Origin of the sequence: Bacillus sp. GbtcB10, from assembly GCF_019091365.1 — a bacterium.
GTDB lineage: Bacteria > Bacillota > Bacilli > Bacillales > Bacillaceae > Bacillus > Bacillus altitudinis.
On record NZ_JAGXJP010000008.1, the window covers coordinates 17,001 to 40,076 of the forward strand.

Below are 23,076 nucleotides of genomic sequence, written 5' to 3' on the forward strand. Positions count from 1 at the left end.
CCCGTCTCACGAGGAGACGGGTTCTTTTCTGTTTATGCTTGTTCTGTGACGTGCACTTTTAATGTTGCTTGTACTTCTGGGTGAAGCTTCACCGGTACATTTGTGTATCCTAACGCACGGATGGCATCATTCAACTCGATTTTACGCTTATCGAGTTTGATTTGATGTTCTTTTTGCAATTTATCAGCGATCTGTTTGCTTGTAATCGAACCAAATAGACGACCGCCTTCACCTGATTTAGCAGTGAGTTCCACTGTCAGCGCCTCAAGTGTTTCTTTTAATTGTTTCGCTTGCTCAAGCTCTTGGATGGCATTCTTTTTCTCTTTGTTTTTCTGCCCTTCCAATGCACTTAGGTTCGTTGGAGTTGCTTCAACAGCTAACCCTTGTTTGATGAGAAAGTTGTGAGCGTATCCGTCAGCTACATTTTTGACTTCGCCTTTTTTCCCTTTGCCTTTTACGTCTTTTAGAAAGATGACTTTCATCTTTGAACCCCTCCTTCGAAATATTCGTCTATGGCAGCTTTTAACTTCTCTACCGCTTCTTCAATGGTTATACCATAAATCTGGGTCGCAGCGTTAGTTAAATGACCGCCGCCATCTAATGCTTCCATAATAATTTGAACGTTGATATCCCCTAACGATCTTGCACTAATACAGACCGTATCGTCATCTCGCCTTGCGACAGCAAATGATGCTTCAACCTCACTCATCGACAAGAGAGAATCAGCCGTTTGTGCGATCGTAATTTGATCATAATACTCAGACCTGTCAGACGGCAAGGAAGCAATCGCTACCTGATTTTGATACAGCTCTGTATGCTGAATGAGCTTTGCCCGTTTGATGTAATGATCGACTGTCTCTTTCAAAAACTTTTGCACAAGGACAGGATCTGCCCCTTTTGCACGAAGATAGGATGCTGCATCGAACGTTCTTGACCCCGTTCTGAGGGAGAAACTCTTCGTATCCACGATGATCCCAGCAAGAAGTGCTGTGGCCTCAATCATGTTAATCCGCAATTTCTTCGGCTGATACTCTAACAGCTCTGTCACAAGTTCTGCTGTAGATGAAGCATACGGCTCCATATAGACAAGTAAAGGATCACGGATAAATTCCTCACCACGTCTATGGTGGTCAATGACAACGACGTTTTCGATCTTATTTAGCAGTCGTTCTTCCATCACAAGGGACGGTTTATGTGTATCTACGACCACAAGCAATGTGTCATCCTTTGCAAGCTCCATCGCTTCCTCAGGCGTGATAAAACGGGACCAAAGTTCTTCATAATTTTTAATTTCACTAATTAAGCGTTGAACGCTGTCCCCAATCTGGTTGGCATCAATGACGATGTAACCTTCTTTTCCATTCGCCTGAGCAACCTTTAAAATCCCGATCGAGGCACCGATAGAGTCCATGTCGGGGAACTTATGCCCCATGATCATGACATTACCGCTTTCAGATACAATTTCTTTTAAAGCATGTGAAATGACCCGTGCGCGTACTCGTGTCCGTTTTTCCATTGGATTGGTTTTTCCGCCGTAGAATTTCACTTTCCCATTCGGCTGTTTAATCGCTACCTGATCCCCGCCTCGTCCGAGGGCAAGGTCAAGACTTGACTGCGCAAGTGCGCCAAGTTCTTTTAAAGAAGGAACAGACGCACCGATTCCAATACTAAGGGTAAGCGTGGCGCTATGTGCCCCTGTTTTCTCACGAACCTCGTCTAAAATGGAAAACTTCGACGCTTCAAGCTCTGCTAAGATGCTCTCGTTTAATACCGCCATAAATCGTTCAGATGAAATTCTTTTTAGGAAAATGCCGTATTCTTGTGCCCAATTGTTTAACAGCGATGTGACTTCACTATTTATCGCGCTACGTACCTGATCATCAAGACCCTGCGTCACATCATCATAATTGTCTAAAAAGATATAAGATAACACCGTTCGTTCATTTTCATACTGTCTTTCAATCTGCACTTGTTCCGTGACATCAAAGAAATATAAAAGGCGCTCTGACCGTTTAATAATGACTTTGAATTTCCGGTCATTCAGCGTCACATTTTCTGTCTCAACCTCTTGTTTAATAAGAGGCACAATGGATTCAAATGTATCATACAAGGATCTGCCGACAAGTGTGCTTTCATGGAAGCACGAAGCGAGAAATGGATTGGTCCATTCGATATAATACTGGTCATTAAACAGCATAATACCAATTGGCATCTCCATTAATGCTTCTTCTCCAACCTTTTTGACTCGATAGGATAATGTTGAAATATATGAATCAATCTCTTTTTGTACCTGCGTATCTGCCCACTTTAAAAAGTAGAGCACACCCGCAAGGACTAAAAGACCAACCGCTCCTATGATCCAATTAAAATAAAGGTTGAGGAGGACTGTGATCACCGCAAGAACAATTAACGCGAAGATCGGATACTTGATGACAGGTTTTCGATAGAAGCTTGGCACTGATATCAACTCCTCAACATTCAGAGTGAATTATTTGTTTTTACTTTTTCTCTTAAATCAAAGCCTATGTCAGCAATCCCTATAATACGCACAATCACACCGATTGGCGGAAAGAGAATCGTCAATACGACGGCAAAAATGGGTACCACTTTTGAGATGTTTTTTTCGTGGCAATAATAGAAGATAAAAGAAAAGCCCTGAATAAGCACCAGTATAAATAAAATTTGAAAAGCACTCGTTTGCACGAGCGATAAAAAGCTGCCTTTCTCCGGCTGAATCAGCATCAAAAGCAGTGTGAGTAAATAATACCATACCATGCTTTTTGGCAGTCGCATATCCTTAAATTTCTTAAGAGCTGGCATGTCTGGAACAAACCGTTTGATCAACGGCCGCACAAACCAATGATTGACGAAAGACATCAGCGTGACAAAAATCAAAAGCGCTACAGGTAAAGAATTTAATGCCGTATCCTGCATCTCTCTAAACTGCTTGAGTTGTTTTGCTATGTCCTGATCAGAAGCGCCAGATTGTTTTAAGGTACTCTCTACCATCGGCATGATTTGGTCAATTGATTCCTTTGCGACACCCAGTATATCTACTTGAAACAGCTGGACACTGACAACAAAGTAAATGAGAAAACTGAATAAGTAGATCAGCGCACCCGTAATGATAGCCTGACCTGGCTGCCTCCTGCTGTAGAAAACACCCATACCTATTCCAACAGCAATCAGCATTGGCGCACTTAACAGCCCATTAATAGACCCAATTAAAAAGCTGATCACTATGCCAATAGCGCCAGCCGCAATTCCTTTTTTCAAGCCATGCCTGATTGTATAGAGAATGATCGGAATCGGAGCAGCCATGAAGAAAATAATGGATAAAAGTGGCACATACAAATAAAACAGCGTCATTACCGCAAAAATACTGATCATGATAGCGCCTTCTACTAACGCTTTTGTTTGTTTCACACCTTCACCTCAATCCAATCATTTTTCTATATCTTGCTCAATGTGTACTTCTATGTATACGTACGATGTACGCTCCGTCATATCTTGACCCAACCTTTATTTTACCATAGCCGCAAATCGCAAGTAAAATGCAGGCTATCCCAAGAGCGTTTCACGTGGAACAACTTAGATCGTCTTGTACATGCAACTTTTCAGACAGCATGTTACAATTTTTTAGATTATTCTTAGCTATAAACCCTGAATTCAAGGTCAAAAGCTGTTAGAATAGAAACATCATCAATAAAAGTAAGAAGGAGAATTCACATGGGAAAAACACTCGTATTCGGACACAAAAACCCTGACACAGACACGATTTGCTCTGCTATCGCTTACGCTGATCTGAAAAACAAAATTGGCGTTCAAGCAGAAGCTGTCAGACTTGGAGAAATCAATGGAGAAACACAATACGCATTAGATTTCTTTAAACAAGAAGCACCTCGTTTCATTGAAACGGCTGCAAACGAAACAAAACAAGTCATTCTTGTCGATCATAACGAATTCCAACAAAGTGTAAGCGATATTGATCAAGTACAAGTGACAGAGGTCATTGACCATCACCGTATTGCCAACTTTGAAACAAGTGAACCTCTTTACTATCGTGCTGAGCCAGTTGGCTGCACAGCAACGATCTTAAACAAAATGTACAAAGAGCACCAAGTCACAATTGAAAAAGAAATCGCTGGTTTGCTTTTGTCTGCGATCATTTCTGATTCCTTGCTATTCAAATCCCCAACATGCACACAGCAGGATGTTGATGCTGCGCATGAGCTGGCAAAAATCGCAGGAGTAGACCCTGACGTATATGGTTTAGATATGCTGAAAGCAGGAGCTGACCTAAGCCAAAAAACAGTTCAAGAATTAATCACACTGGATGCAAAAGAATTTGCACTAGGTAACAGCAAAGTCGAAATTGCACAAGTTAATACAGTTGATATTGCTGAAGTAACAGCAAGACAAGCTGACATCGAAGCAAAAATCAATGAAGTTATCGCAGCGAAAGGTCTTGATCTATTTGTTTTAGTGATCACAGACATTCTAGAAAATGATTCTCTTGCGCTTGCCCTTGGTGCTGAAGCAGCAAAAGTAGAAAAAGCATTTAATGTCACACTTGAAAACAACACTGCTTTACTCAAAGGTGTTGTATCAAGAAAGAAACAAGTCGTGCCTGCACTAACAGACGCACTTTCTTCATAAACATAAAAAGACTGCTGACATCTTCAGCAGTCTTTTTTCTTCTTTTAATGAATGTACATATCGCTGACAAGAACATCCTTTAGCACGCTTGTTGGAATCGTGAATTCAACTACACCCATGTAACCAGGCGCCACATCATATTCGTTGAAGGAAATCACCAGTTTGCCTTTTGAATTGATATAGAAACTTTGATCTGGCTGAATCTTCTTAAACGGATCAACCGTATCTTGCTTCGTCATCCAGTAAATCTTATTTGAATCCTCTTTCATCTGTTTCTTCATTTGTTCTTTAATATTTTCACTAATCACATCAATATAACGGTCATCTTTAAACAGACTTGGTAATGTAATGAGTACATGGTTTTTCTTATCCACCGTATCATATGTCATTTCCTCTGCCGCAGAAGCCTGAGTTGTCACCTTGTATCGACCTAGTGAAAGAATTTGATCATTATTTGTTCTTACTTCATATCCGCTCTCTACACTCAAATGACCATTTTTATAACCCTTTGTTTCCTTTTCAAAATCTTGATACAGCTTTTTGTTTTCAGCTAAATATTTTTGATTCAGGCTGTCTTGTAATTTTCCGTCCCCAAGCCCTGAAACGTGTGGTGTTTTGAGATCAATATTTGTTCCCTGATCGCTCTTTTTAAATTCTGTGAACGTCACGACTTTCACAAGCTCTCCAATGACGGGTACTTCTGAAATCGCTCTTGCTGCCTGCGGACTGACATTTACAGTGGTGACAAATAAAGCAGCCGCAGCAACCAGTCCGATCGTCCATTTCTGAAAATGAGGTTTCTTGTTTTTTCGTTTTAATGTCCGTTCAACCATAGCATCGTATTCCGGGGGAATAGGGATTTCTAAATATTCCTCTTTTAACTGTTCCAAATGCTTATCCATTTATATTTCCTCCTGCGATAATTCTACTTTTAAAAGCCGCAACGCCTTATATAATCTTGTTTTAATGGTGTTTTCATTTTCTCCAAGAATATGAGCAATGTCCTCTAGCTTTAAATCCTCAAAGAATCTTAATATAATGATGACCCGATACATCTCCGGCAAATCTTCTATCGCCCGTCTGACATCTTGATCCTCATAGACATCCGATTCACCCTGTGATAAAAATTCCAGCGTGTCATCGTCTGTCACTTGCACACGCTTCTTCTTTCGTAAAAAGTCGAGGGCAGCGTTTACGACGATTTTATAAAACCAGCTATGCATCTTAGTCGCATCCTCTAATCGGTGAACAGATTTGAGTGCTTTATGAATCGCCTCTTGAACGACATCCATCGCATCTTCTGGGTTTTTGACATAGCTATAGGACAATCGATAAAAACTGTGTTTATGCTCCATTACGTAATCCGCAAATTGATCATCAATCTTTCGTTTCTTCATTTTACAAAGAGCTCCTTTATCTTAAATGCGCATCTGTTATTTCTTACATTGGATAGACGCGCATCTGTTAAAAATAGTTTGCGCTCCATTATTTTTTTAACATGTCATCCCATTTACGTTTCTATACAAAAAGAGCGAACCTGACGGGTTCACTCTTTTAAAGCCGTTATTTTTTGATAAACAAATGGTTTGAGTGGTGATAGCGGATGAATGATGGACACTCCTGTTTCCTGCTCCACCTGCTTTGCAGCGTGAACCATCGAGAGCTGCATCACACAAATATCTCCATGCTGCTGCTTCACAGATTGCCTTAACTGTTCCATGATTCGCTCATGGTAGGCTTGTATATCACCGTTCAAGCAAAGATGAAAGACATCCTCTAGCACAACCACTTCTGCCTTCAACTGCTTTCCCCGCTCTTTTACATATGAAGACAGTCGCTTCATCGTTCCTTCTACTGTATCTGGGTTTGAAAACACCAGCTGAAGCGGACCCTCTCGCTCACAAATCTGCTCAAATAACGGCTCATCTATCGGAACAATTGGTTGTTTGAACAGGTGCTGCTGCTCCCCCAAAGCCGCAATGTATTGTGTACACGTTAATAAAACAAGATCAGCCTCTCCTTCTTGCATGAGTCTGTTGATGGCATAGGTTTGCTGCTGCTCAAGATCAAATGCGGGATCTTGTTTGGCTCGTTCCATAAATGATGAATCGACGATGTGATGCAGATCAAATCCTGTGTCATAGAAAGCGTCGTCAATGTAAGAAATATTAGATGGATGTGCGTGAAGGCAGTGTAATCGAATCATTAGGTCCGCTCCTCATAAAAGTTTTCACTCATTATATCAATCCTTGTATGAAATAGGGAGCAACATGACCATATTGTTAGGGAGATATTGAAGGAGGGATTCTACCTTGAAAGAAGATCAACAGCCTAAATCATCTTCAGAGTCAGAAGAAACCTTGACGAATCGACAAGGTCACCCGGTAACAGATAATCAAAACATGAGAACCGTTGGGAATAGAGGACCGACTACGCTTGAAAACTACGATTTCCTAGAGAAAATCAGTCATTTTGATCGTGAACGCATCCCTGAACGTGTCGTTCACGCACGAGGTGCCGGCGCACACGGATACTTTGAAGCCTACGGTACATTCGGTGACGAACCCATTTCCACTTATACAAGAGCCAAATTATTTCAAGAGAAAGGAAAAAAGACCCCTGTCTTCGTTCGATTCTCTTCTGTTATTCACGGCGGACATTCACCAGAAACTTTACGCGATCCGCGGGGATTTGCGATCAAATTTTATACAGAAGACGGCAACTGGGATCTCGTTGGGAACAACCTCAAAATTTTCTTTATTCGAGATGCTTTGAAATTCCCTGATTTGGTTCATGCCTTTAAGCCTGATCCTGTCACCAATCGTCAGGATGGCGAGCGCATTTTTGATTTCGTTTCACAATCACCTGAAGCAACACATATGGTGACATTTCTCTTCTCACCATGGGGCATTCCCGCCACATACCGGCACATGCAAGGCTCTGGCGTCCATGCCTATAAATGGGTGAATCATGAAGGAAAAGCAGTACTGGTCAAATATCACTTTGAACCAAAGCAAGGAATTCGCAACCTGACACAAGAACAAGCCCAAGCCATTCAAGGGGAAAACTTTAATCATGCCACACAGGATTTATATGAAGCCATTGAACAAGGGGATCATCCTGAATGGGAAGTATACGCGCAAATCATGGAAGATGACACCCACCCCCATCTAGACTTTGATCCACTCGATCCGACAAAGCTCTGGTACAAGGATGACTATCCATGGAAACCGATCGGACGAATGGTGCTAAACAAAAATCCAGAAAATTATTTTGCAGAAGTGGAACAGGTTGCCTTTGGGACGGGGGTTCTTGTAGACGGATTAGATTTCTCAGATGATAAATTGCTGCAAGGACGTACCTTCTCTTACTCTGATACGCAGCGATATCGAGTCGGGCCAAATTATTTACAGCTGCCGATCAATGCACCGAAAAAGCATGTTGCCACCAATCAGCGAGATGGGCAAATGGAATATCATGTGGATCAAGGAAAAGGACAAAACCCACATGTGAATTATGAACCGTCCATTCTCGGAGGATTAAAAGAAGCGCAGCAAGATGGAAAGGATCATACGCCTTTTGTAGAGGGTGAAGTCAAGCGAGAAGCCATTGACCGCCCGAACAATTTCGGACAAGCCGGAGAAACCTATCGCCGCTTCAATGATTGGGAACGTGAGGAACTGATTAAAAACTTAGTCAACACCTTAGCTACCTGTCAAAAAGACATCCAAGACCAAATGATCGAAAACTTCACAAAAGCTGATCCTGACTACGGAAAACGTGTGGCCGATGGCTTAAAAGCCTTCAAACAAGAGGAGCCAAGCGGTCCCATTGGCTCAACAGGCGCGGCACAGGCTGTCAACGATGCGATCAACAACAGCACCCCTTCAGATCCTTATTAATGAAAAAAGAATGCAGCGGAGTGGCTGCATTCTTTTTGTATACATCTATTATGCGTTTTGACCTTTTTTGATCCATTCTGCTACATTTACTGTACGTTTCGCCTGATGTTTTGCGGCTGCTTCTGCATCCTCTTGGATCTTTCCATTTTGGTCAACAGTCACACTCACACCGTAAGGGTTACCCCCTGCGCCGTATAAGGAATCATCCGTGTATCCAGGAGCGGCAATAATGGCTCCCCAGTGGAACATCGTTGTATAAAGGCTCAGAACTGTCTGCTCCTGTCCGCCATTTGGGTTTTGTGCAGATGTCATCGCACTCACTGCTTTGTTTGCTAGTTTCCCTTGGAACCATAAACCGCCTGTTGTGTCTAAGAATTGCTTCATTTGAGCCGGTAAGTTACCGAAACGTGTCGGCATGCTGAAAATAATGGCATCTGCCCACTCTAAGTCACTTAACTGAACTTCAGGGACATCTTTTGTTTCATCTAAATGTGCTTTCCATGCTGGATTTGATGCAACAACGGCTTCTGGTGCCAATTCAGGAACCTTTAAAATTTTGACTTCAGCACCAGCTTCTTTCGCTCCAGCCTCAGCCCATTTTGCCATCTGATAGTTTGTACCTGTTGAACTATAATAAATAATCGCTAGTTTTACGTTTTCCACTTGTTCCATCTCCTTTTGTTTGGTTTGCCCAAATAGCTTCTGTAAAAATCCCACCTGTATTCCCCACCTTATTTAAATTGACGACGATACCACAATGCCGCAGCATCGACTTCTTCTCTCGTTAGCTGATGTCCACGATTTTCCCAATGAAGCGTTACGGATGCTCCCGCCTCCTGAAGCAGTTGCTCCAGTTCCTGAGATTCCTCAGGACGGCACATTGGGTCATTTTCACCAGCTGCTATAAAGACTTGTTTCCCCGCTAATGAAGGTAATGAAACCCCTCGTCTTGGGACCATTGGATGATGCAGGATCGCTCCTTTCAGCGCATCTCCGTAATGGAATAACAGACTTCCAGCAATGTTCGCCCCGTTTGAATAGCCGATGGCTACCACATTGTGACGATCAAATCCATACTTATCTGCTGCTTCCCCGATAAATGTATATAATTCCTCTGTACGCTCAATTAAATCTTGCTCATCAAAAACACCCTCTGCCAAACGCCTGAAAAAACGCGGCATGCCGTTTTCTGATACATTTCCTCTCACACTAAGAACAGATGCTTCAGGGTCTACCACTTCTGCAAGCGGCAATAAGTCTTGCTCTGTCCCGCCAGTTCCATGCAGCATGAGAAGGACAGGTTTTTGTTCATTCTTTCCTTTTTGAAAAAGATGCTTCATCATGAATCTCCTTTCCCTTTGATTTCTCTTACCTCAATCGGCAGCACAATTTGTTCAATTTGACTACGCTGCGCCTCATATTGCGGTGGCAGTTTCAACGCTTCACCCATCGTTTCCACAGATTCATCGTGTGCAAACCCTGGAGGATCGGTCGCAATCTCAAATAATATGCCGCCAAGCTCTCTAAAATAAATCGCATTGAAATAATTTCGATCTTGCACAGGCGTCACTTGATATCCGCTTTGCGCAACATGTCTTTGCCAATCTAATTGATCCTGATCATCTGTTGCTCTCCACGCAATATGATGTACAACTCCCACGCCCATACGTCCTCGTGCAACAGGTGTCTTGTTCACATCAATGACATTGCCGATTTCTCCAAACGAACGGAATCTCACATAATCTCCTTCTGTGCCGACTTTTTCAAGTCCCATCGTTTGTTCTAGCAGCTGCATCGTTTGCTCAGGCTGTGAAGTTAATAAAACAGCTCCGCCAAACCCTTTAATCGCTACTTCTGGTGTCACCCCATTAAATGTCCAGTCATTCTGTTTTCCTTCTTCACGCTCTACAAGTTCTATCAATAAACCGTGCGGATCTTCAAATGAGAGAAAGGCCTCACCAAAGCGTTCAATCAATTCATAAGAAACGTCAAACTGCTCAAGGCGTTCCTTCCAAAAAGAGAAGGCACCGGTCGGTACGACATATGTTGTCACACCTACTTGACCTGCTCCAATTTGTCCCTTTTGTGCACCTGGCCAAGGGAAAAACGTAATAATGGTACCTGGAGAACCTCCTTCATTTCCAAAATATAAATGATATGTGCCTGGATCATCAAAATTGACGGTCTTTTTCACGAGACGCAGACCTAAAACACCTGCATAAAAATCAACGTTCTCCTGAGGATGACCAACAATTGCTGTGATATGGTGAATTCCTTCTGTTTTCTTCACTTCTAATGACCTCCTCTTCATGACGTAACATGTCCCTACTCATTATGTCTTGACTGACGCTTTTATATTATCTCGAATTCGAGATATATGACCAAAAAAATATATTTATCTCGAATTAAGGATATTCTTTTTTGAAATAGATGTCAATGATTTTTGTTTTTTTCTTTTCAAAAGCAGGTCGCTTTATATATAGCAGACCTGCTTCTCCTTAATTATTGAAGCAATTTTTTCTTTTTTAAATAGGCTTCGGCTACTTGAAATGCATCTTTCCCCTTCACATTGACTTCGTAATTCATTTCTCTCATCTCATCATCTGTGATTTGACCAGCGAGCTTGTTGAGAGAGGCCTCAATCTCAGGATACTCTTTTAATGTCTCCTGTCTTAGCAAGGGCGCTCCTTGATAGGGCGGGAAAACATGCTTGTCATCATCAAGCACCTTCAACTTGTATTGTCTCAATTCACTGTCTGTTGAATACGCATCGACCAACTGGATATTCCCTTTTTGAAGGGCTCGATATCGAAGTTTCGGTTCCATCGTGACCACATCGTCAAAAGAAAACTGATAAGCTTTTTGAATGCCTAAATATCCATCCTGACGATCAGAAAACTCTAAAGTAAAGCCAGCACGTATACGATTCTTGATTTGACCCAGATCTGAAATCTTTGATAAATCATATTGATCCGCTAGTGATTGAGGCACGGCTAAAGCATATGTATTGTTATAAGCCATCGGCTGAAGAAGCTGAAGCTGAAAGGATGACGCCAAACCTTGGCGCGCTTGCTCATACACTTTTTCCTTATCCGTGCTTTTCGCTGTTTCTTTCAGAAATTCAGAAATCGCTGTCCCTGTAAATTCAGGATAGATGTCAATATCACCAGACCGCAGTGCTTGAAAAACAAAGGACGTCTTACCAAGACCAGGCTTAAGATTGACTTGGATATCTGTATCCTGCTCAATTAAAAGCTTATACATGGAGATCAAAATTTCAGGCTCTGACCCCAGCTTCCCTCCAATGGTGATCTCTTTCTTTTCTTGTTGAAACAGCAATGGGGTAGCGACAACTGCTCCTGCTATTACAGCAAATACCGTCACAGAGATCACGGTTTTTTTAAAGGAGATTTTCTCAAGTGTCCGCAAGACCACATCAAATAAGAGCGCAAGTAATGCAGCTGGAATAGCACCAATGATGATCAAAGACATATCATTTCGATCAATTCCAAGCAGAATCAGACTCCCTAATCCACCTGCCCCAATAAGAGCTGCAAGAGTGGCTGTCCCTACAATGAGGACCATCCCCGTTCGGATACCTGCCATGATCACAGGCATAGCAAGAGGGAGTTCTACTTTTAATAAGCGTTTGCGGTGATTCATTCCCATAGCGAGCGCCGCTTCCCGCAGCGACGGATCGACCTCACGAATGCCTGTATATGTGTTCCTTAAAATAGGAAGAAGAGCATAGACGACAAGAGCGATAATTGCAGGCACTTGACCAATCCCAACGAGAGGAATCAGCAGTCCAAGCAGCGCCAAAGACGGAATTGTCTGCAAGACAGCCGTCACCCCAATGATCCACTCTGCTATCTTAGGGACTCTCGTTAAATAAATCCCTAATGGAATGGCAATCAAAATCGCTAGAAATAACGCAATGAAGGAAATTTGAATATGCTCAAGTAAGGCGTGTCCGAGCTGATCTTTTCGAGCCCATAGCACACTGGTCCATTCATTCATGTGTCTCGCCCCTCTCAGCAGAAGTACCGGCTAAATACTGAATCACCGCTTGACGAGTGATGAGTCCAATCCGTTCCCCATCCTTCTCAACAACAAGCTCTTCATGCTCTGCCAGTCGAGATAGAACCTCTTCCAGCGTCGCATGGATGGAGACCACCTCATCGCCTAACAGATCATCTTGAGGCATGGGCTGAGAAATAGTTGTCAGCTCAAATGCTTGATGGTCTACATGACGGGCAGCTCCTGAAACAAACTCCCGCACAAATGGATTAACTGGATGCTGAATCAATTCCTCTGGGCGACCAACCTGCACCACTTTTCCTTCATTCATCACACATATCCGATCTCCAAGTTTCATGGCTTCCTGCATATCATGTGTCACAAAAACGATGGTCTTTTGAATACGGCGCTGTAACTCAAGCAGATCATCTTGTAATTTCTCTCTCGTCAGTGGATCTAACGCACTAAAAGGTTCATCCATTAGGACAATCTCAGGATCAGCAGCAAGTGCCCGTGCTACGCCTACTCGCTGCTGCTGTCCTCCTGAAAGCTCTGCTGGCTTTCGATGTCGATAGGTAGAAGGCTCAAGCCCCACCATGAACATCAACTCATCAACACGCTGATTCGTCTCAGTCCGCTTCCATTGTTTCAGCTCTGGCACTACAGCAATATTCTCTTCTATGGTCATATGAGGGAACAGCGCAATTTGCTGAAGCACATAACCAATATCCCAGCGCAGCTCATAAATATCATAATCGCTGATGGTTCGACCCTTTATGTAAATCTCACCTTCTGTAGAAGAGATGAGACGATTGATCATTTTCAAAGTCGTCGTTTTCCCGCTTCCACTAGGTCCAATCAATACAAAAAATTCACCTTTTTGAATCTCCAAATCAACAGATTGAACGGCATAGCGGTCATCAGAAAATTGCATCGATACATTCTTAAATTCAATCATCTTCCCACGCCCTGACTGCAAGTATATTTTAAAATACCAATATGACAGATTAACCTAGTATTTGTATAGAACAAACTGTCACGTTGACTCTCTTTTTACATACTTCCCCTAGTTAGACTGCCAGAAACGACTTTCTCATAAAAGTGAGACAAATAAAAAAAGCGAAGAGCTCAAGGCCCTTCGCTTTTAAGTCAACGACTTACTCACCAGTAACGTATGGAAGTAATGCCATTTGACGTGATTTTTTAATCGCTAATGTCAATTTACGTTGATACTTAGCGCTAGTTCCTGTTACACGACGAGGTAAAATTTTACCACGCTCAGAAACAAACTTTCTAAGAAGATCAACATCTTTGTAATCGATGTGCGTGATTCCGTTAGAAGTAAAGAAACATACTTTACGACGTTTCGCACGACCGCCTCTGCGTCCACCTGCCATTTGTTTTCACACCTTTCCTTTGGTCATTTTTTTCAGATCAATTAGAATGGCAAATCATCATCGGAGATGTCAATCGGTTTACCATCATTCGCAAATGGGTCATCATTGAAGCTATTTCCCTGATTACGATTTTGGTTGTTTTGATTGCCATATGGATTTTGACTTGGTTCATTTCCAAATGGATTCTGATCATTTTGGCTGCCGCCATAATACTGGCCTCCGCTATTGCCACCGCCGCTGTATCCACCTGAACCAGCACCGCCGCTTTTAGGCTCAAGAAATTGAACACTTTCAGCTTGAACTTCTGTCACGAAGACACGCTGTCCTTGCTGGTTTTCATAGTTTCTTGTCTGCAAGCGACCGTCTACACCGGCAAGACTTCCTTTTTTCAAGAAATTAGCCACGTTCTCGGCTTGTCTTCTCCAAGTAACACAGTTAATGAAATCGGCTTCACGCTCTCCAGATTGATTCGTAAACGTACGATTCACAGCTAGAGTAAACGTGGCTACAGCCGCACCATTAGGCGTGTAGCGAAGCTCAGGGTCTTTTGTTAGTCTTCCGACCAATACAACACGGTTTAGCATATTGAAAGACCACCTTTAAATATATATTTCAATGATTTATTCTTCTTCTTTAACAACAATGTGGCGAATGATATCGTCACTGATCTTAGCTAAGCGGTCAAATTCTTGAACTGCTGCAGCGTCAGATTGAACGTTTACGATTTGGTAGAAGCCTTCACGGAAATCGTTGATTTCGTATGCAAGACGACGTTTACCCCAATCCTTTGTTCCAGTGATCTCCGCACCGTTAGAAGTTAACACGTTATTAAAACGGTCGATAACTGCTTTTTTAGCCTCATCGTCAACTGTTGGGCGGATGATGTACATAACTTCGTACTTTCTCATCTGATTGCACCTCCTTTTGGTCTAAGCGGCCCTATACGGGCAAGGAGCAATAAATTATATTACTCACAATTGTATATTATAACAAATTACTTTGCCTATGACAAGAACCTATACGTTAAAACGGAAATGAATGACGTCTCCATCTTTCACTATATATTCTTTACCTTCTAAACGAACTTTTCCTGCTTCTTTTGCAGCAGACATACTTCCGCCAGCTAGTAAATCTTCATAAGCAACCGTTTCAGCACGAATAAATCCACGCTCGAAGTCCGTATGAATGATTCCAGCACATTCCGGCGCCTTCATTCCTTTTTTAAATGTCCAAGCACGTACTTCTTGCTCACCTGCTGTGAAATACGTAGCTAAGCCAAGAAGTGAATAAGACGCTTTAATCAACTGATCTAAACCTGATTCTTTGATGCCTAGCTCTTCAAGGAACATTTGCTTCTCTTCTCCTTCAAGCTCTGCAATTTCAGACTCAATCTTCGCACAAACGACGATGACTTCAGCGTTCTCGCCAGATGCAAACTCACGAATTTGCTGTACATATTCGTTTCCGTCCTGATCTGCTACTTCGTCCTCACTCACATTTGCTACATACAGAATAGGTTTTGACGTGAGTAAATGAAGTTGCTTTACAAGCTTCTGCTGCTCATCTGTAAATTCAACCGATCTTGCAGATTTTCCAGCTTCAAATGCGTCCTTCAGCTTTTCCAAAATATCAAATTCAGCTACCGCTTCCTTATCTTTTTGTTTCGCAAGCTTACTCACACGAGTTAAACGCTTTTCAACCGTTTCTAGATCAGCCAAAATCAATTCTAAATTAATCGTTTCAATATCTGACACTGGGTCAACCTTACCTGACACATGTGTAATGTTATCATCAGCAAATGCTCTCACCACGTGACAGATTGCATCTACTTGACGAATGTGAGAAAGGAATTTATTCCCTAAACCTTCTCCTTTAGATGCCCCTTTCACAATACCAGCAATATCAGTGAATTCGAAAGCAGTCGGAACTGTCTTTTTTGGCTGCACTAATTCTGTCAGTTTTTGCAAACGCTCGTCTGGAACTTCTACAATTCCGACGTTTGGATCAATGGTACAGAACGGATAGTTAGCAGACTCCGCTCCAGCCTGTGTAATTGCATTAAATAGCGTTGACTTCCCGACGTTAGGTAAGCCAACAATACCAGCTGTTAAAGCCATTCTTTCATCTCCTCTATATGAAACGTGCTCGTTATACTGCGTAATATGAACCTAGAGCAATTATAAGTAGGTTTACATGAAAAGACAAGCTAACCATCATGCATTTTCAATAGAAGAAACATTACCAAAAAGACTAAATCGGAGCTTTAAAATGAGAAATTACAGCTGTTTCTCTGAACAAAAGACAAATTTCATCAAAAAAGCATGAGGCCTACTTAAGCAGTTGGCTCCTCATGCTTGACGAGAATTTTCTTCATTTTTCGTTCAAAATCTCTTCTTGGGATCATCACGCTGTGCCCGCACCCTTCGCATTTAATACGAATATCCATGCCCAAACGAATAACTTTCCACCGATTGGCACCACATGGATGGGGTTTTTTCATTTCAACGACGTCATGTAACCCAAATGCTTTATCTGCCATCAGCATTCACCTCTCTTGCTCACTTCATTAAATCTATTGTACAAAAAAATGCCGATAGAGAGCAATGCACAAAATAAAGAGCCGCTGTCATGTATCAATCCCGTTCTTTTTTATAGAAAAAACCCTTCTTTTAGATCATTTTATTTGTGACCAATAGTTACTTAAACTCCGCTTTTTTTCAATATTGTCACAAACACTGTAGGTCAAAAGGTTTTTATTGGTAGAACGCTGTGGTTTTTCCATATTTTTTGATTTATGATATCTGCATAAATGTTATGTGAGGGAGCAGGTACGATGGTCAATCGAAAGGATAGATTAACCGACAAAGATTATAAAATCATATCCGATCACGCTGGAAACGCAGAGAATTACCAGCAGAACCATACGATAGAAGTAGGTCAGCATACGCTCACTGTCAACGATTTTCTAAAAATAGATCATCAATTATATGGTTTAACGATGCAGCAGGAACAGTCAGATGAGTTCATTGTCGCGTTTCACTGTCCTCTGCCAAAACAAATGACGGTGACATCGACACAAGATGTTCAAACGGCTACCCAATCATTGTTAAAAACGGATTATGCCTACCCCATTGAAAGAAAATCCTTAGCCGGGAAACAAGATCATGTCTTTTTTAAAGGGAAGGAATACATCGAGGACGTCTGTCAGAAGCACCCGAATGCAACCATCTATCTCACTGGACAAGCGCTTGCCGGTGCTGTTTGTGCTTACATTGCGACAGAACAGCCAGCTGTCAAAAAAGCCATCACATTCGATAGCCCAAATATATGGAGCAGCCTGGCACCTTCCATTCAGCAAAAAGCAGTAGAAGGAAAATATACCCATGTTCTCACGGAATATATTCAACCCAATCATTATGTAGGTTTACTCAATCGCCATGATCATGGAGTTGGACAAGTCAAGTACACCGTACCACCCCGGGAGCAGGGATCGGTCCAAGAATCCATAAAATATAAACCAAGAGAAATTGACACCTTTTTAAGATCAGCTTTTGCATCAATGAATATAGAGTGGAACGAATCATTTGATACAAATGCATTTTTAGCTCTCGTTTCAGGAGAATTCAAAGTAAATGGGTATTCATTCCATTCGAATGGAACCGCTCGTATTTTAGATGAACAGCTTGATCACAATACAAGTTTTACAGCGATGCTTTTACAAGAAATCCATTCAGGCCGTGCATATGCACAAAGCGGGCTTGAAATTATCATAAAATCCCATTTACTAAAAAATTCATCATATGATCTACAAAGTATTATTGAACATGAAGTACACACTGTATTTGAGAAAATAGATGGAATTGATGATAGTGTAAAAGATGCCGTCCATCATGTAAAACAAGAACTGAAAGGACTTGTCGGCTTCGGTCACTATGATTTATTAACCCATAGCGATGTAGAAGCACTGTTAGAGGAAGTAAGGATGGAGCAGCCGCAATCAACCTTTTATTCTCATGAAAAACAACTGAATGCCTTGTACACCTTGAGAGACTACGAACAAGAACTTTCCACCCTTTCAAGACATATGTACACAATGGGTGATGACTATGCCAAGGCAGATAGACGCCTTGCGATGCAAATGGGTATTCGTTAAGAAAGGAGTCGCCATATGATCAATCAAAATAAACCTCCTAGTGACGCCCAGCGTTTCTTGCAAAATGTGAGTGCCCGCCGCTCCATGTCTGTATTCGAAAGTCAATCTGCACCACAAACACAATCGCAATCACCTGAAGAAATTGCCGCTATTCAGGCAATGCGCAGAGAAGGACAACGAAAAGATTTAAAGCGATTGCTGAAAATGCGGCTTCACGATGAATTGGCAAACACACGCATGCACTTGGAGTACCAATTGTCCAAAACAGAAGACATGATGAACCAGACAACCATTGTCAAACAACACGTATCCCAGCATTTAAAGGGACAAGCCATCTCAGAAATAGAGGAACGCATGCAGCGTCTCCAGCACATGCCTGTATATGACGATATCAAGGAAGCGATTGATTCCATTCGGATAAAATAAGCACTTCTCTTTAAAAGAGAGGTGTTTATTTTATTTTATCAGTATAATTTTTAGAACGGAAAAATATCTTTTTACTTAAAATCGGATACAGCATTAAACAGACAAGCAAATAAAGATTGAGCAAGCTGTAAATCGGATACAAGAAAGCAATCAAATCAGCAAATCCAAGAGAGGTTAAAGGTGCCATCAAAAGAAGCATGATGAATACAATGAACCAGCGGGGCATTCGTATAAAAGAGAGCATGCGGCTGGATAAACCAAATAATCCCGCAGCGGTTGTTGTATAAATCGCTAAACAAAGAACAATGGTCATAAACACAAACAATGATGTTGGTGCCCCCTCTAATACTGTAAACAAAGGAATCCCTTCTGCTGAAAGACTCCCAGAAATATCAACTAGTATTTCGTTATACACATAAGAAATGACACCAAAAATCAAACCGCTTAATATACTCGCAACTTTGGCCTCTCCAAGCCCCTTCATTTCTTTCCCCACTGAAGATAGCACCGCCACAACAGATAATATATTCAAAGAAGCAAAGACGATACTGGCAGGCCAATTGTATTGCTGGCCAAAATCAATTCTCCACATATGATCATGATTCATATAATAAAAAACAAACGCATAGATGAGCCCCGCCACCAAAATTGGTATAATGAAAGCATTCACAGATAAGAGCCCTTTCACATCCCAGAAAAAAATCATAAATGAGAATAAACAAAATGCACCGATTCCAACCCAAAATGGCACATGATACATCTCAAGTGTCACCCCGCCACCGGCAATCATGACTGTTGTTGTCGTGAATAGATAAAGAACAATTAAAATATCATACACCTTGGCCAGCCAAGGACCTACAAGACGCTCTAACACCGGCACAAAATGATCGGCACGAACCTCATAACTGATTTTTAACACCACATAGGTAGACAGCATAAACATGAGCGTAAACAGTAGAATGGCTAGTCCGCTATCAAGGCCAAAAAACTGCCAAATTTCTTGACCGGAGGCATATCCCGCTCCTATCAAGCTTCCTAAAATTAAAAGCGTCCACCTTGAACCAGCCTTCCACACAATCATCACCTCATAGGTATAGAATTAAGCTTGTTTCCGTATACTGATACTAACTACTATGACAAGGAAGTGAGACCTATGAATAGCAAGAACGGTCTTTTTTTAAGAAATAGGGTGAAAGAATACGTGTCCCATACGGATACAAATGCCATTCAGCAGCTTAAAAGTATTTTATTCTCGCATCTTCAGAAAGCAGGAAAAAGACCCGTTGCCATCGTCTGCATAGGAACAGACCGCTCAACCGGTGACTCTCTAGGTCCACTTGTAGGAACAAAGCTTTCAAGTCTTGATTTAAAAAAGCTGCATGTATACGGCACTCTCTCTGACCCAGTGCATGCGGTCAATTTAAAGGAAAAGCTCGCTGAAATTGAACAAGCTCATAAACACCCATTTATCGTAGCCGTTGATGCCTGTTTAGGTAGAGTGAAAAGTGTAGGATCGTTTCAAATTGGAGAAGGACCGTTAAAGCCCGGTGCAGGTGTGCAAAAAGAGCTGCCAGAAGTAGGTAATATTCATATTAATGGAATCGTCAACGTGAGCGGTTTTATGGAATACTTCGTTCTCCAAAACACACGTCTTCATCTTGTAATGTCTATGGCCAATACACTTTCTGAAAGTCTATCCCACATTGATCAAATGGATTGGACGAGAGAAAAAAGCCGTTCTCTTTTCATCCCTATTCAAAATATCACGGGAAGAATATAAAAAAGACCATCTCATATCAAGATGGTCATTCCGATAATTCTCTCGTAGAAAGCAATTCAAGAATTCTTTCTAAATCTTCATTTGAGAGAAATTCAATCTCAATTTTCCCTTTTTTCTTCTGTTTCTTGATCGTCACTGAAGTACCAAAGTAATTTTGTAAGAAAGATTCTCTTTCTTTCAACATGCGATCCTTTGGTGCTTCTTTTTTCTTTGTTTCACGTGGAACATTTTCATTTAATTGCTGAACAAGTTTCTCAACCTGACGGACATTCAATCCTTCGTCCACGACCTTCTTTACCAATGGAGCCAGCTTCTTTTTGTTTTTCAAACTAAGCAACGTGCGTCCATGTCCCATGGATAATGTTCCATCCGCAATTAGCTTTTGTACTTCATCTGGTAATGTTAATAAACGAAGGTGGTTCGCAATATGCGGTCTGCTTTTTCCTAACCGCTTGGCTAATTCCTCTTGAGTCACACTTAAGTGATCTAGTAAGGAGGCATAGGCTTCCGCTTCCTCTAATGGAGATAAATCCTCGCGCTGTAAGTTTTCTAAAAGAGCGATCTCCCTCATCAGTGTTTCTGAAAATTCCCTGACGATCGCAGGAATCGTTGTCAAACCAGCTTGTTGTGCTGCACGGAAACGGCGTTCTCCTGCGACAATGTCATATCCTTTAATCGATTTACGAACAATAATCGGCTGTAAAACACCGTGCTGCTGAATCGATTCCTTGAGATCAGACAATGCATCATCATCAAACGTTTTCCTCGGCTGATAAGGGTTCGGACGCAAATCCTTCAACTTAATTTCTTCGACAGTTTCTTCATTGGAATCCACATTGTTAAATAGCGCATTAATACCCTTTCCAAGACCTTTAGCCATTCGCATCCACTTCCTTTGCTAAGTCTAAATAGACATCTGCACCTCTTGAACGTGGATCATACAAGATAATAGGTTTCCCATGACTAGGCGCTTCACTTAGTCTCACATTTCTCGGAATCACGGTCTGATAGACTTTATCTCTAAAGTATTTTTTTACTTCTTCGATGACTTGGATTCCAAGGTTTGTTCTTGCATCAAGCATTGTCAGTAAGACACCTTCAATGGCAAGGTCGGTATTTAGATGTTTCTGCACAAGACGAACCGTATTCAACAATTGACTCAATCCTTCAAGCGCATAATATTCACACTGAACCGGTATTAAAACAGAATCGGATGCAGTTAACGCATTAATCGTCAGTAATCCAAGTGATGGCGGGCAGTCAATAATCATATAATCATAATTTTGCTTCACAGATTCAAGTGCTCTTTTCAGCCTCACTTCACGTGAGATCGTAGGCACAAGCTCAATTTCCGCCCCTGCAAGCTGTATCGTCGCAGGAATGACATCAAGATTTTCGACCTCTGTCGTCTTAATCACATCAAGTACATCTGCATCGTCTACTAAAATATCGTACACGCACTTCTCTACATCGGCCTTCTCAATCCCAATACCACTCGTGGCATTTCCCTGCGGATCAATATCAACTAACAACACTCGTTTTCCTATGTATGCTAAACACGCACCCAAATTAACAGAAGTTGTCGTCTTCCCAACGCCGCCCTTCTGGTTGGTAATCGCTATGATTTTCCCCACGATGTCACCCACTTTCAACTTAACAAGTTTCTCATTCATTCATACTTCCTATTCTATCAAAAAAAGTATGAAACGTTTGCTTTTTTTGTTTCTCCACTATAAATTCGTGAATGAATCTGTGTTTCCGTACATGGATAGATGCATAAAAATACGTTTTAAAAGTATATTAATATATCTTTTTGAAGAAAATAACGAGACAAAAAACCCCCACTTTTATAAAAGTGAGGGAGATACAATCAAAAGTTTAGCCCGCCAATTTTTCGGCCTTCACTTACAATGACTTTAGGTGTCACTGTTTTATAGTTCTTCTTTTTCAAAAACCCATAGGGTGCTTTAATGGTAAATGTCGCATGTCCAACAGCGTCCCCGGTTTTCGCGTAAGCCTGCCATACAATCTTTGAACAATAAGTAGGGTCCAAGGATTGAATAGACATAGTGATCGAATATCGAGCCTTCGGATGGTCTTTCACGTAATCATGCGCCCAATCCCCTGCTAAATCTGCCTTTTCCTGATGATTAATCCGAATCACCTTTGTATTGGCACTATAGCGAAACCAGCTTTGAATGGAATCAATATTTGGATGCTGCCGGAACCCAGGAATGGATGCATAGCTTTTCTCATTAATGACGATGCCTGCATGACCAATTAAACCATTCAAAGCACCAGTGCTCGTCACCAATATATCCCCTTTTTGAGGCATAATATCGGTTCCAGGATACGGTTTACCAAAAAGATGGCGAATGGTATTCGGCCTTTCATCCGTTACCACTTCATCCTGTTTGTTTTGCCTTAAACCATAGTTCTCCAAATCATCATCAGCTGTGATCACATCGATCGCATCGTCCTGAGACGCTTGCTCTTGATTTAATTGTTGAACCGTTACATCTGTCGAAACCACACCTTGTTTCTTCAGAGTACTCAGTTCTTCTTTCGTAATCGTTTCTTCTTCCGCTGAATGAGTATTATGATTCGTTGACGTGCTCACAGCAAATACAGTCGTTTCATTTGAAAAAAGAGAAAAAGAGAATAGTAAATAACAGATAATAGCAAAAATAGTCTTTTTCATTTTCATCGGTTACATGTCACCTCCCTTCTACTATGAAA

General features: G+C 41.6%; 25 protein-coding genes. 5 read left to right on the forward strand and 20 right to left on the reverse strand.

Annotation, left to right across the window (positions count from 1 at the left end):
- Positions 1–32: 32 nt before the first annotated feature.
- From rplI to KVT11_RS18895, 3 genes are read right to left on the reverse strand one after another with little or no spacing between them, the layout of a single operon-like run.
- On the reverse strand, positions 33–482 hold the full coding sequence (gene rplI, locus KVT11_RS18885) for a 50S ribosomal protein L9 (RefSeq protein ID WP_007497423.1): 450 nt from the start codon (positions 480–482) through the stop codon (positions 33–35).
- Positions 479–2,458 carry a DHH family phosphoesterase gene (locus tag KVT11_RS18890; RefSeq protein ID WP_017359884.1) on the reverse strand — a complete coding sequence of 660 codons (1,980 nt, stop codon included), beginning with the start codon at positions 2,456–2,458 and terminating at the stop codon, positions 479–481. The genes rplI and KVT11_RS18890 overlap by 4 nt, the downstream gene beginning before the upstream one ends.
- A gap of 20 nt (positions 2,459–2,478) precedes the next feature.
- On the reverse strand, positions 2,479–3,426 hold the full coding sequence (locus KVT11_RS18895; protein ID WP_017368456.1) for a YybS family protein: 948 nt from the start codon (positions 3,424–3,426) through the stop codon (positions 2,479–2,481).
- Positions 3,427–3,729: 303 nt separating this feature from the next.
- Between KVT11_RS18895 and KVT11_RS18900 the strand changes: the two genes are divergently transcribed.
- Positions 3,730–4,659: a manganese-dependent inorganic pyrophosphatase gene (locus KVT11_RS18900; protein WP_048001996.1), complete on the forward strand. Its 930-nt coding sequence runs from the start codon at positions 3,730–3,732 to the stop codon at positions 4,657–4,659.
- 44 nt (positions 4,660–4,703) lie between these two features.
- Here KVT11_RS18900 and rsiV read toward each other — a convergent pair whose 3' ends face one another.
- The 3 genes from rsiV to KVT11_RS18915 form a co-directional block, all read right to left on the reverse strand.
- Positions 4,704–5,561: an anti-sigma-V factor RsiV gene (rsiV, locus tag KVT11_RS18905; RefSeq protein WP_048001995.1), complete on the reverse strand. Its 858-nt coding sequence runs from the start codon at positions 5,559–5,561 to the stop codon at positions 4,704–4,706.
- Positions 5,562–6,056 (reverse strand): RNA polymerase sigma factor SigV, encoded by a 495-nt coding sequence (locus tag KVT11_RS18910; RefSeq protein WP_007497431.1) that lies wholly within the window; start codon positions 6,054–6,056, stop codon positions 5,562–5,564.
- A gap of 149 nt (positions 6,057–6,205) precedes the next feature.
- Positions 6,206–6,865 (reverse strand): hypothetical protein, encoded by a 660-nt coding sequence (locus KVT11_RS18915; RefSeq protein WP_060832808.1) that lies wholly within the window; start codon positions 6,863–6,865, stop codon positions 6,206–6,208.
- Positions 6,866–7,061: 196 nt separating this feature from the next.
- Here KVT11_RS18915 and katX point away from each other — a divergent pair, with 196 nt between their 5' ends.
- Positions 7,062–8,561: a catalase KatX gene (gene katX / locus KVT11_RS18920; RefSeq protein ID WP_230677060.1), complete on the forward strand. Its 1,500-nt coding sequence runs from the start codon at positions 7,062–7,064 to the stop codon at positions 8,559–8,561.
- A 48-nt stretch (positions 8,562–8,609) separates the two neighbouring features.
- Here katX and wrbA read toward each other — a convergent pair whose 3' ends face one another.
- From wrbA to KVT11_RS18970, 10 genes are all read right to left on the reverse strand, one after another.
- Positions 8,610–9,233, reverse strand: coding sequence for an NAD(P)H:quinone oxidoreductase (gene wrbA, locus KVT11_RS18925; RefSeq protein ID WP_045034926.1), 624 nt, complete (start codon positions 9,231–9,233; stop codon positions 8,610–8,612).
- 59 nt (positions 9,234–9,292) lie between these two features.
- Positions 9,293–9,904: an alpha/beta hydrolase gene (locus KVT11_RS18930; RefSeq protein ID WP_024718443.1), complete on the reverse strand. Its 612-nt coding sequence runs from the start codon at positions 9,902–9,904 to the stop codon at positions 9,293–9,295.
- The gene (locus KVT11_RS18935) at positions 9,901–10,872 is read right to left on the reverse strand and encodes a ring-cleaving dioxygenase (RefSeq protein ID WP_189337179.1); all 972 of its coding nucleotides are present in this window, start codon (positions 10,870–10,872) and stop codon (positions 9,901–9,903) included. Before KVT11_RS18935 ends, KVT11_RS18930 begins: the two co-directional genes overlap by 4 nt.
- A 191-nt stretch (positions 10,873–11,063) precedes the next feature.
- The gene (locus KVT11_RS18940; RefSeq protein WP_217609108.1) at positions 11,064–12,581 is read right to left on the reverse strand and encodes an ABC transporter permease/substrate-binding protein; all 1,518 of its coding nucleotides are present in this window, start codon (positions 12,579–12,581) and stop codon (positions 11,064–11,066) included.
- Positions 12,574–13,539: an ABC transporter ATP-binding protein gene (locus tag KVT11_RS18945; RefSeq protein WP_217609109.1), complete on the reverse strand. Its 966-nt coding sequence runs from the start codon at positions 13,537–13,539 to the stop codon at positions 12,574–12,576. Before KVT11_RS18945 ends, KVT11_RS18940 begins: the two co-directional genes overlap by 8 nt.
- Before the next feature lie 199 nt (positions 13,540–13,738).
- The gene (gene rpsR, locus KVT11_RS18950) at positions 13,739–13,978 is read right to left on the reverse strand and encodes a 30S ribosomal protein S18 (RefSeq protein ID WP_008347556.1); all 240 of its coding nucleotides are present in this window, start codon (positions 13,976–13,978) and stop codon (positions 13,739–13,741) included.
- A gap of 41 nt (positions 13,979–14,019) precedes the next feature.
- Positions 14,020–14,562 carry a single-stranded DNA-binding protein SsbA gene (gene ssbA / locus KVT11_RS18955; protein ID WP_007497456.1) on the reverse strand — a complete coding sequence of 181 codons (543 nt, stop codon included), beginning with the start codon at positions 14,560–14,562 and terminating at the stop codon, positions 14,020–14,022.
- Positions 14,563–14,598: 36 nt separating this feature from the next.
- Positions 14,599–14,886 (reverse strand): 30S ribosomal protein S6, encoded by a 288-nt coding sequence (gene rpsF / locus KVT11_RS18960; protein ID WP_008347557.1) that lies wholly within the window; start codon positions 14,884–14,886, stop codon positions 14,599–14,601.
- 108 nt (positions 14,887–14,994) lie between these two features.
- Positions 14,995–16,095: a redox-regulated ATPase YchF gene (gene ychF / locus KVT11_RS18965; protein ID WP_007497458.1), complete on the reverse strand. Its 1,101-nt coding sequence runs from the start codon at positions 16,093–16,095 to the stop codon at positions 14,995–14,997.
- A gap of 215 nt (positions 16,096–16,310) precedes the next feature.
- Positions 16,311–16,517 (reverse strand): DUF951 domain-containing protein, encoded by a 207-nt coding sequence (locus KVT11_RS18970; RefSeq protein WP_008347561.1) that lies wholly within the window; start codon positions 16,515–16,517, stop codon positions 16,311–16,313.
- A 294-nt stretch (positions 16,518–16,811) separates the two neighbouring features.
- Here KVT11_RS18970 and KVT11_RS18975 point away from each other — a divergent pair, with 294 nt between their 5' ends.
- Together KVT11_RS18975 and KVT11_RS18980 are read left to right on the forward strand one after the other, a co-directional pair.
- Positions 16,812–18,131, forward strand: a complete 1,320-nt coding sequence (locus tag KVT11_RS18975; protein WP_035704112.1) for a phage hydrolase — start codon at positions 16,812–16,814, stop codon at positions 18,129–18,131.
- 15 nt (positions 18,132–18,146) lie between these two features.
- Positions 18,147–18,557, forward strand: a complete 411-nt coding sequence (locus KVT11_RS18980) for a hypothetical protein (RefSeq protein ID WP_007497462.1) — start codon at positions 18,147–18,149, stop codon at positions 18,555–18,557.
- Between the two features lie 25 nt (positions 18,558–18,582).
- Here the strand turns inward: KVT11_RS18980 and KVT11_RS18985 are convergent, their stop codons facing one another.
- Positions 18,583–19,638 carry a YkvI family membrane protein gene (locus tag KVT11_RS18985; protein WP_007497464.1) on the reverse strand — a complete coding sequence of 352 codons (1,056 nt, stop codon included), beginning with the start codon at positions 19,636–19,638 and terminating at the stop codon, positions 18,583–18,585.
- Positions 19,639–19,710: 72 nt separating this feature from the next.
- On the opposite strand from KVT11_RS18985, the gene yyaC reads away from it, so the two are divergent.
- Positions 19,711–20,337: a spore protease YyaC gene (gene yyaC, locus KVT11_RS18990; RefSeq protein WP_210552279.1), complete on the forward strand. Its 627-nt coding sequence runs from the start codon at positions 19,711–19,713 to the stop codon at positions 20,335–20,337.
- A gap of 25 nt (positions 20,338–20,362) precedes the next feature.
- On the opposite strand, the gene KVT11_RS18995 is transcribed toward yyaC, so the two are convergent.
- The 3 genes from KVT11_RS18995 to KVT11_RS19005 form a co-directional block, all read right to left on the reverse strand.
- Positions 20,363–21,217 carry a ParB/RepB/Spo0J family partition protein gene (locus KVT11_RS18995; RefSeq protein ID WP_048001991.1) on the reverse strand — a complete coding sequence of 285 codons (855 nt, stop codon included), beginning with the start codon at positions 21,215–21,217 and terminating at the stop codon, positions 20,363–20,365.
- A complete protein-coding gene (gene soj, locus KVT11_RS19000) occupies positions 21,210–21,971 on the reverse strand; it encodes a sporulation initiation inhibitor protein Soj (protein WP_008360890.1) in 762 nt (253 codons plus the stop codon). Before soj ends, KVT11_RS18995 begins: the two co-directional genes overlap by 8 nt.
- A 236-nt stretch (positions 21,972–22,207) precedes the next feature.
- Positions 22,208–23,044, reverse strand: coding sequence for a YiiX/YebB-like N1pC/P60 family cysteine hydrolase (locus tag KVT11_RS19005; RefSeq protein ID WP_144683136.1), 837 nt, complete (start codon positions 23,042–23,044; stop codon positions 22,208–22,210).
- Between the last annotated feature and the right edge of the window lie 32 nt (positions 23,045–23,076).

Excerpts from the sequence above, each read along its gene's own strand:
- KVT11_RS18930 (WP_024718443.1), bottom strand. The coding sequence starts at position 9,904 with ATGATGAAGCATCTTTTTCAAAAAGGAAAGAATGAACAAAAACCTGTC.
- ssbA (WP_007497456.1), bottom strand. The coding sequence starts at position 14,562 with ATGCTAAACCGTGTTGTATTGGTCGGAAGACTAACAAAAGACCCTGAG.
- rpsF (WP_008347557.1), bottom strand. The coding sequence starts at position 14,886 with ATGAGAAAGTACGAAGTTATGTACATCATCCGCCCAACAGTTGACGAT.
- KVT11_RS18900 (WP_048001996.1), top strand. The coding sequence starts at position 3,730 with ATGGGAAAAACACTCGTATTCGGACACAAAAACCCTGACACAGACACG.
- ychF (WP_007497458.1), bottom strand. The coding sequence starts at position 16,095 with ATGGCTTTAACAGCTGGTATTGTTGGCTTACCTAACGTCGGGAAGTCA.
- KVT11_RS18970 (WP_008347561.1), bottom strand. The coding sequence starts at position 16,517 with ATGGCAGATAAAGCATTTGGGTTACATGACGTCGTTGAAATGAAAAAA.
- wrbA (WP_045034926.1), bottom strand. The coding sequence starts at position 9,233 with ATGGAACAAGTGGAAAACGTAAAACTAGCGATTATTTATTATAGTTCA.
- KVT11_RS18975 (WP_035704112.1), top strand. The coding sequence starts at position 16,812 with ATGGTCAATCGAAAGGATAGATTAACCGACAAAGATTATAAAATCATA.
- yyaC (WP_210552279.1), top strand. The coding sequence starts at position 19,711 with ATGAATAGCAAGAACGGTCTTTTTTTAAGAAATAGGGTGAAAGAATAC.
- KVT11_RS18935 (WP_189337179.1), bottom strand. The coding sequence starts at position 10,872 with ATGAAGAGGAGGTCATTAGAAGTGAAGAAAACAGAAGGAATTCACCAT.
- rpsR (WP_008347556.1), bottom strand. The coding sequence starts at position 13,978 with ATGGCAGGTGGACGCAGAGGCGGTCGTGCGAAACGTCGTAAAGTATGT.
- KVT11_RS18945 (WP_217609109.1), bottom strand. The coding sequence starts at position 13,539 with ATGATTGAATTTAAGAATGTATCGATGCAATTTTCTGATGACCGCTAT.
- rsiV (WP_048001995.1), bottom strand. The coding sequence starts at position 5,561 with ATGGATAAGCATTTGGAACAGTTAAAAGAGGAATATTTAGAAATCCCT.
- katX (WP_230677060.1), top strand. The coding sequence starts at position 7,062 with ATGAGAACCGTTGGGAATAGAGGACCGACTACGCTTGAAAACTACGAT.
- rplI (WP_007497423.1), bottom strand. The coding sequence starts at position 482 with ATGAAAGTCATCTTTCTAAAAGACGTAAAAGGCAAAGGGAAAAAAGGC.
- KVT11_RS18985 (WP_007497464.1), bottom strand. The coding sequence starts at position 19,638 with ATGATTGTGTGGAAGGCTGGTTCAAGGTGGACGCTTTTAATTTTAGGA.
- KVT11_RS18940 (WP_217609108.1), bottom strand. The coding sequence starts at position 12,581 with ATGAATGAATGGACCAGTGTGCTATGGGCTCGAAAAGATCAGCTCGGA.
- KVT11_RS18910 (WP_007497431.1), bottom strand. The coding sequence starts at position 6,056 with ATGAAGAAACGAAAGATTGATGATCAATTTGCGGATTACGTAATGGAG.
- KVT11_RS19005 (WP_144683136.1), bottom strand. The coding sequence starts at position 23,044 with ATGAAAATGAAAAAGACTATTTTTGCTATTATCTGTTATTTACTATTC.
- KVT11_RS18980 (WP_007497462.1), top strand. The coding sequence starts at position 18,147 with ATGATCAATCAAAATAAACCTCCTAGTGACGCCCAGCGTTTCTTGCAA.
- KVT11_RS18995 (WP_048001991.1), bottom strand. The coding sequence starts at position 21,217 with ATGGCTAAAGGTCTTGGAAAGGGTATTAATGCGCTATTTAACAATGTG.
- KVT11_RS18915 (WP_060832808.1), bottom strand. The coding sequence starts at position 6,865 with ATGATTCGATTACACTGCCTTCACGCACATCCATCTAATATTTCTTAC.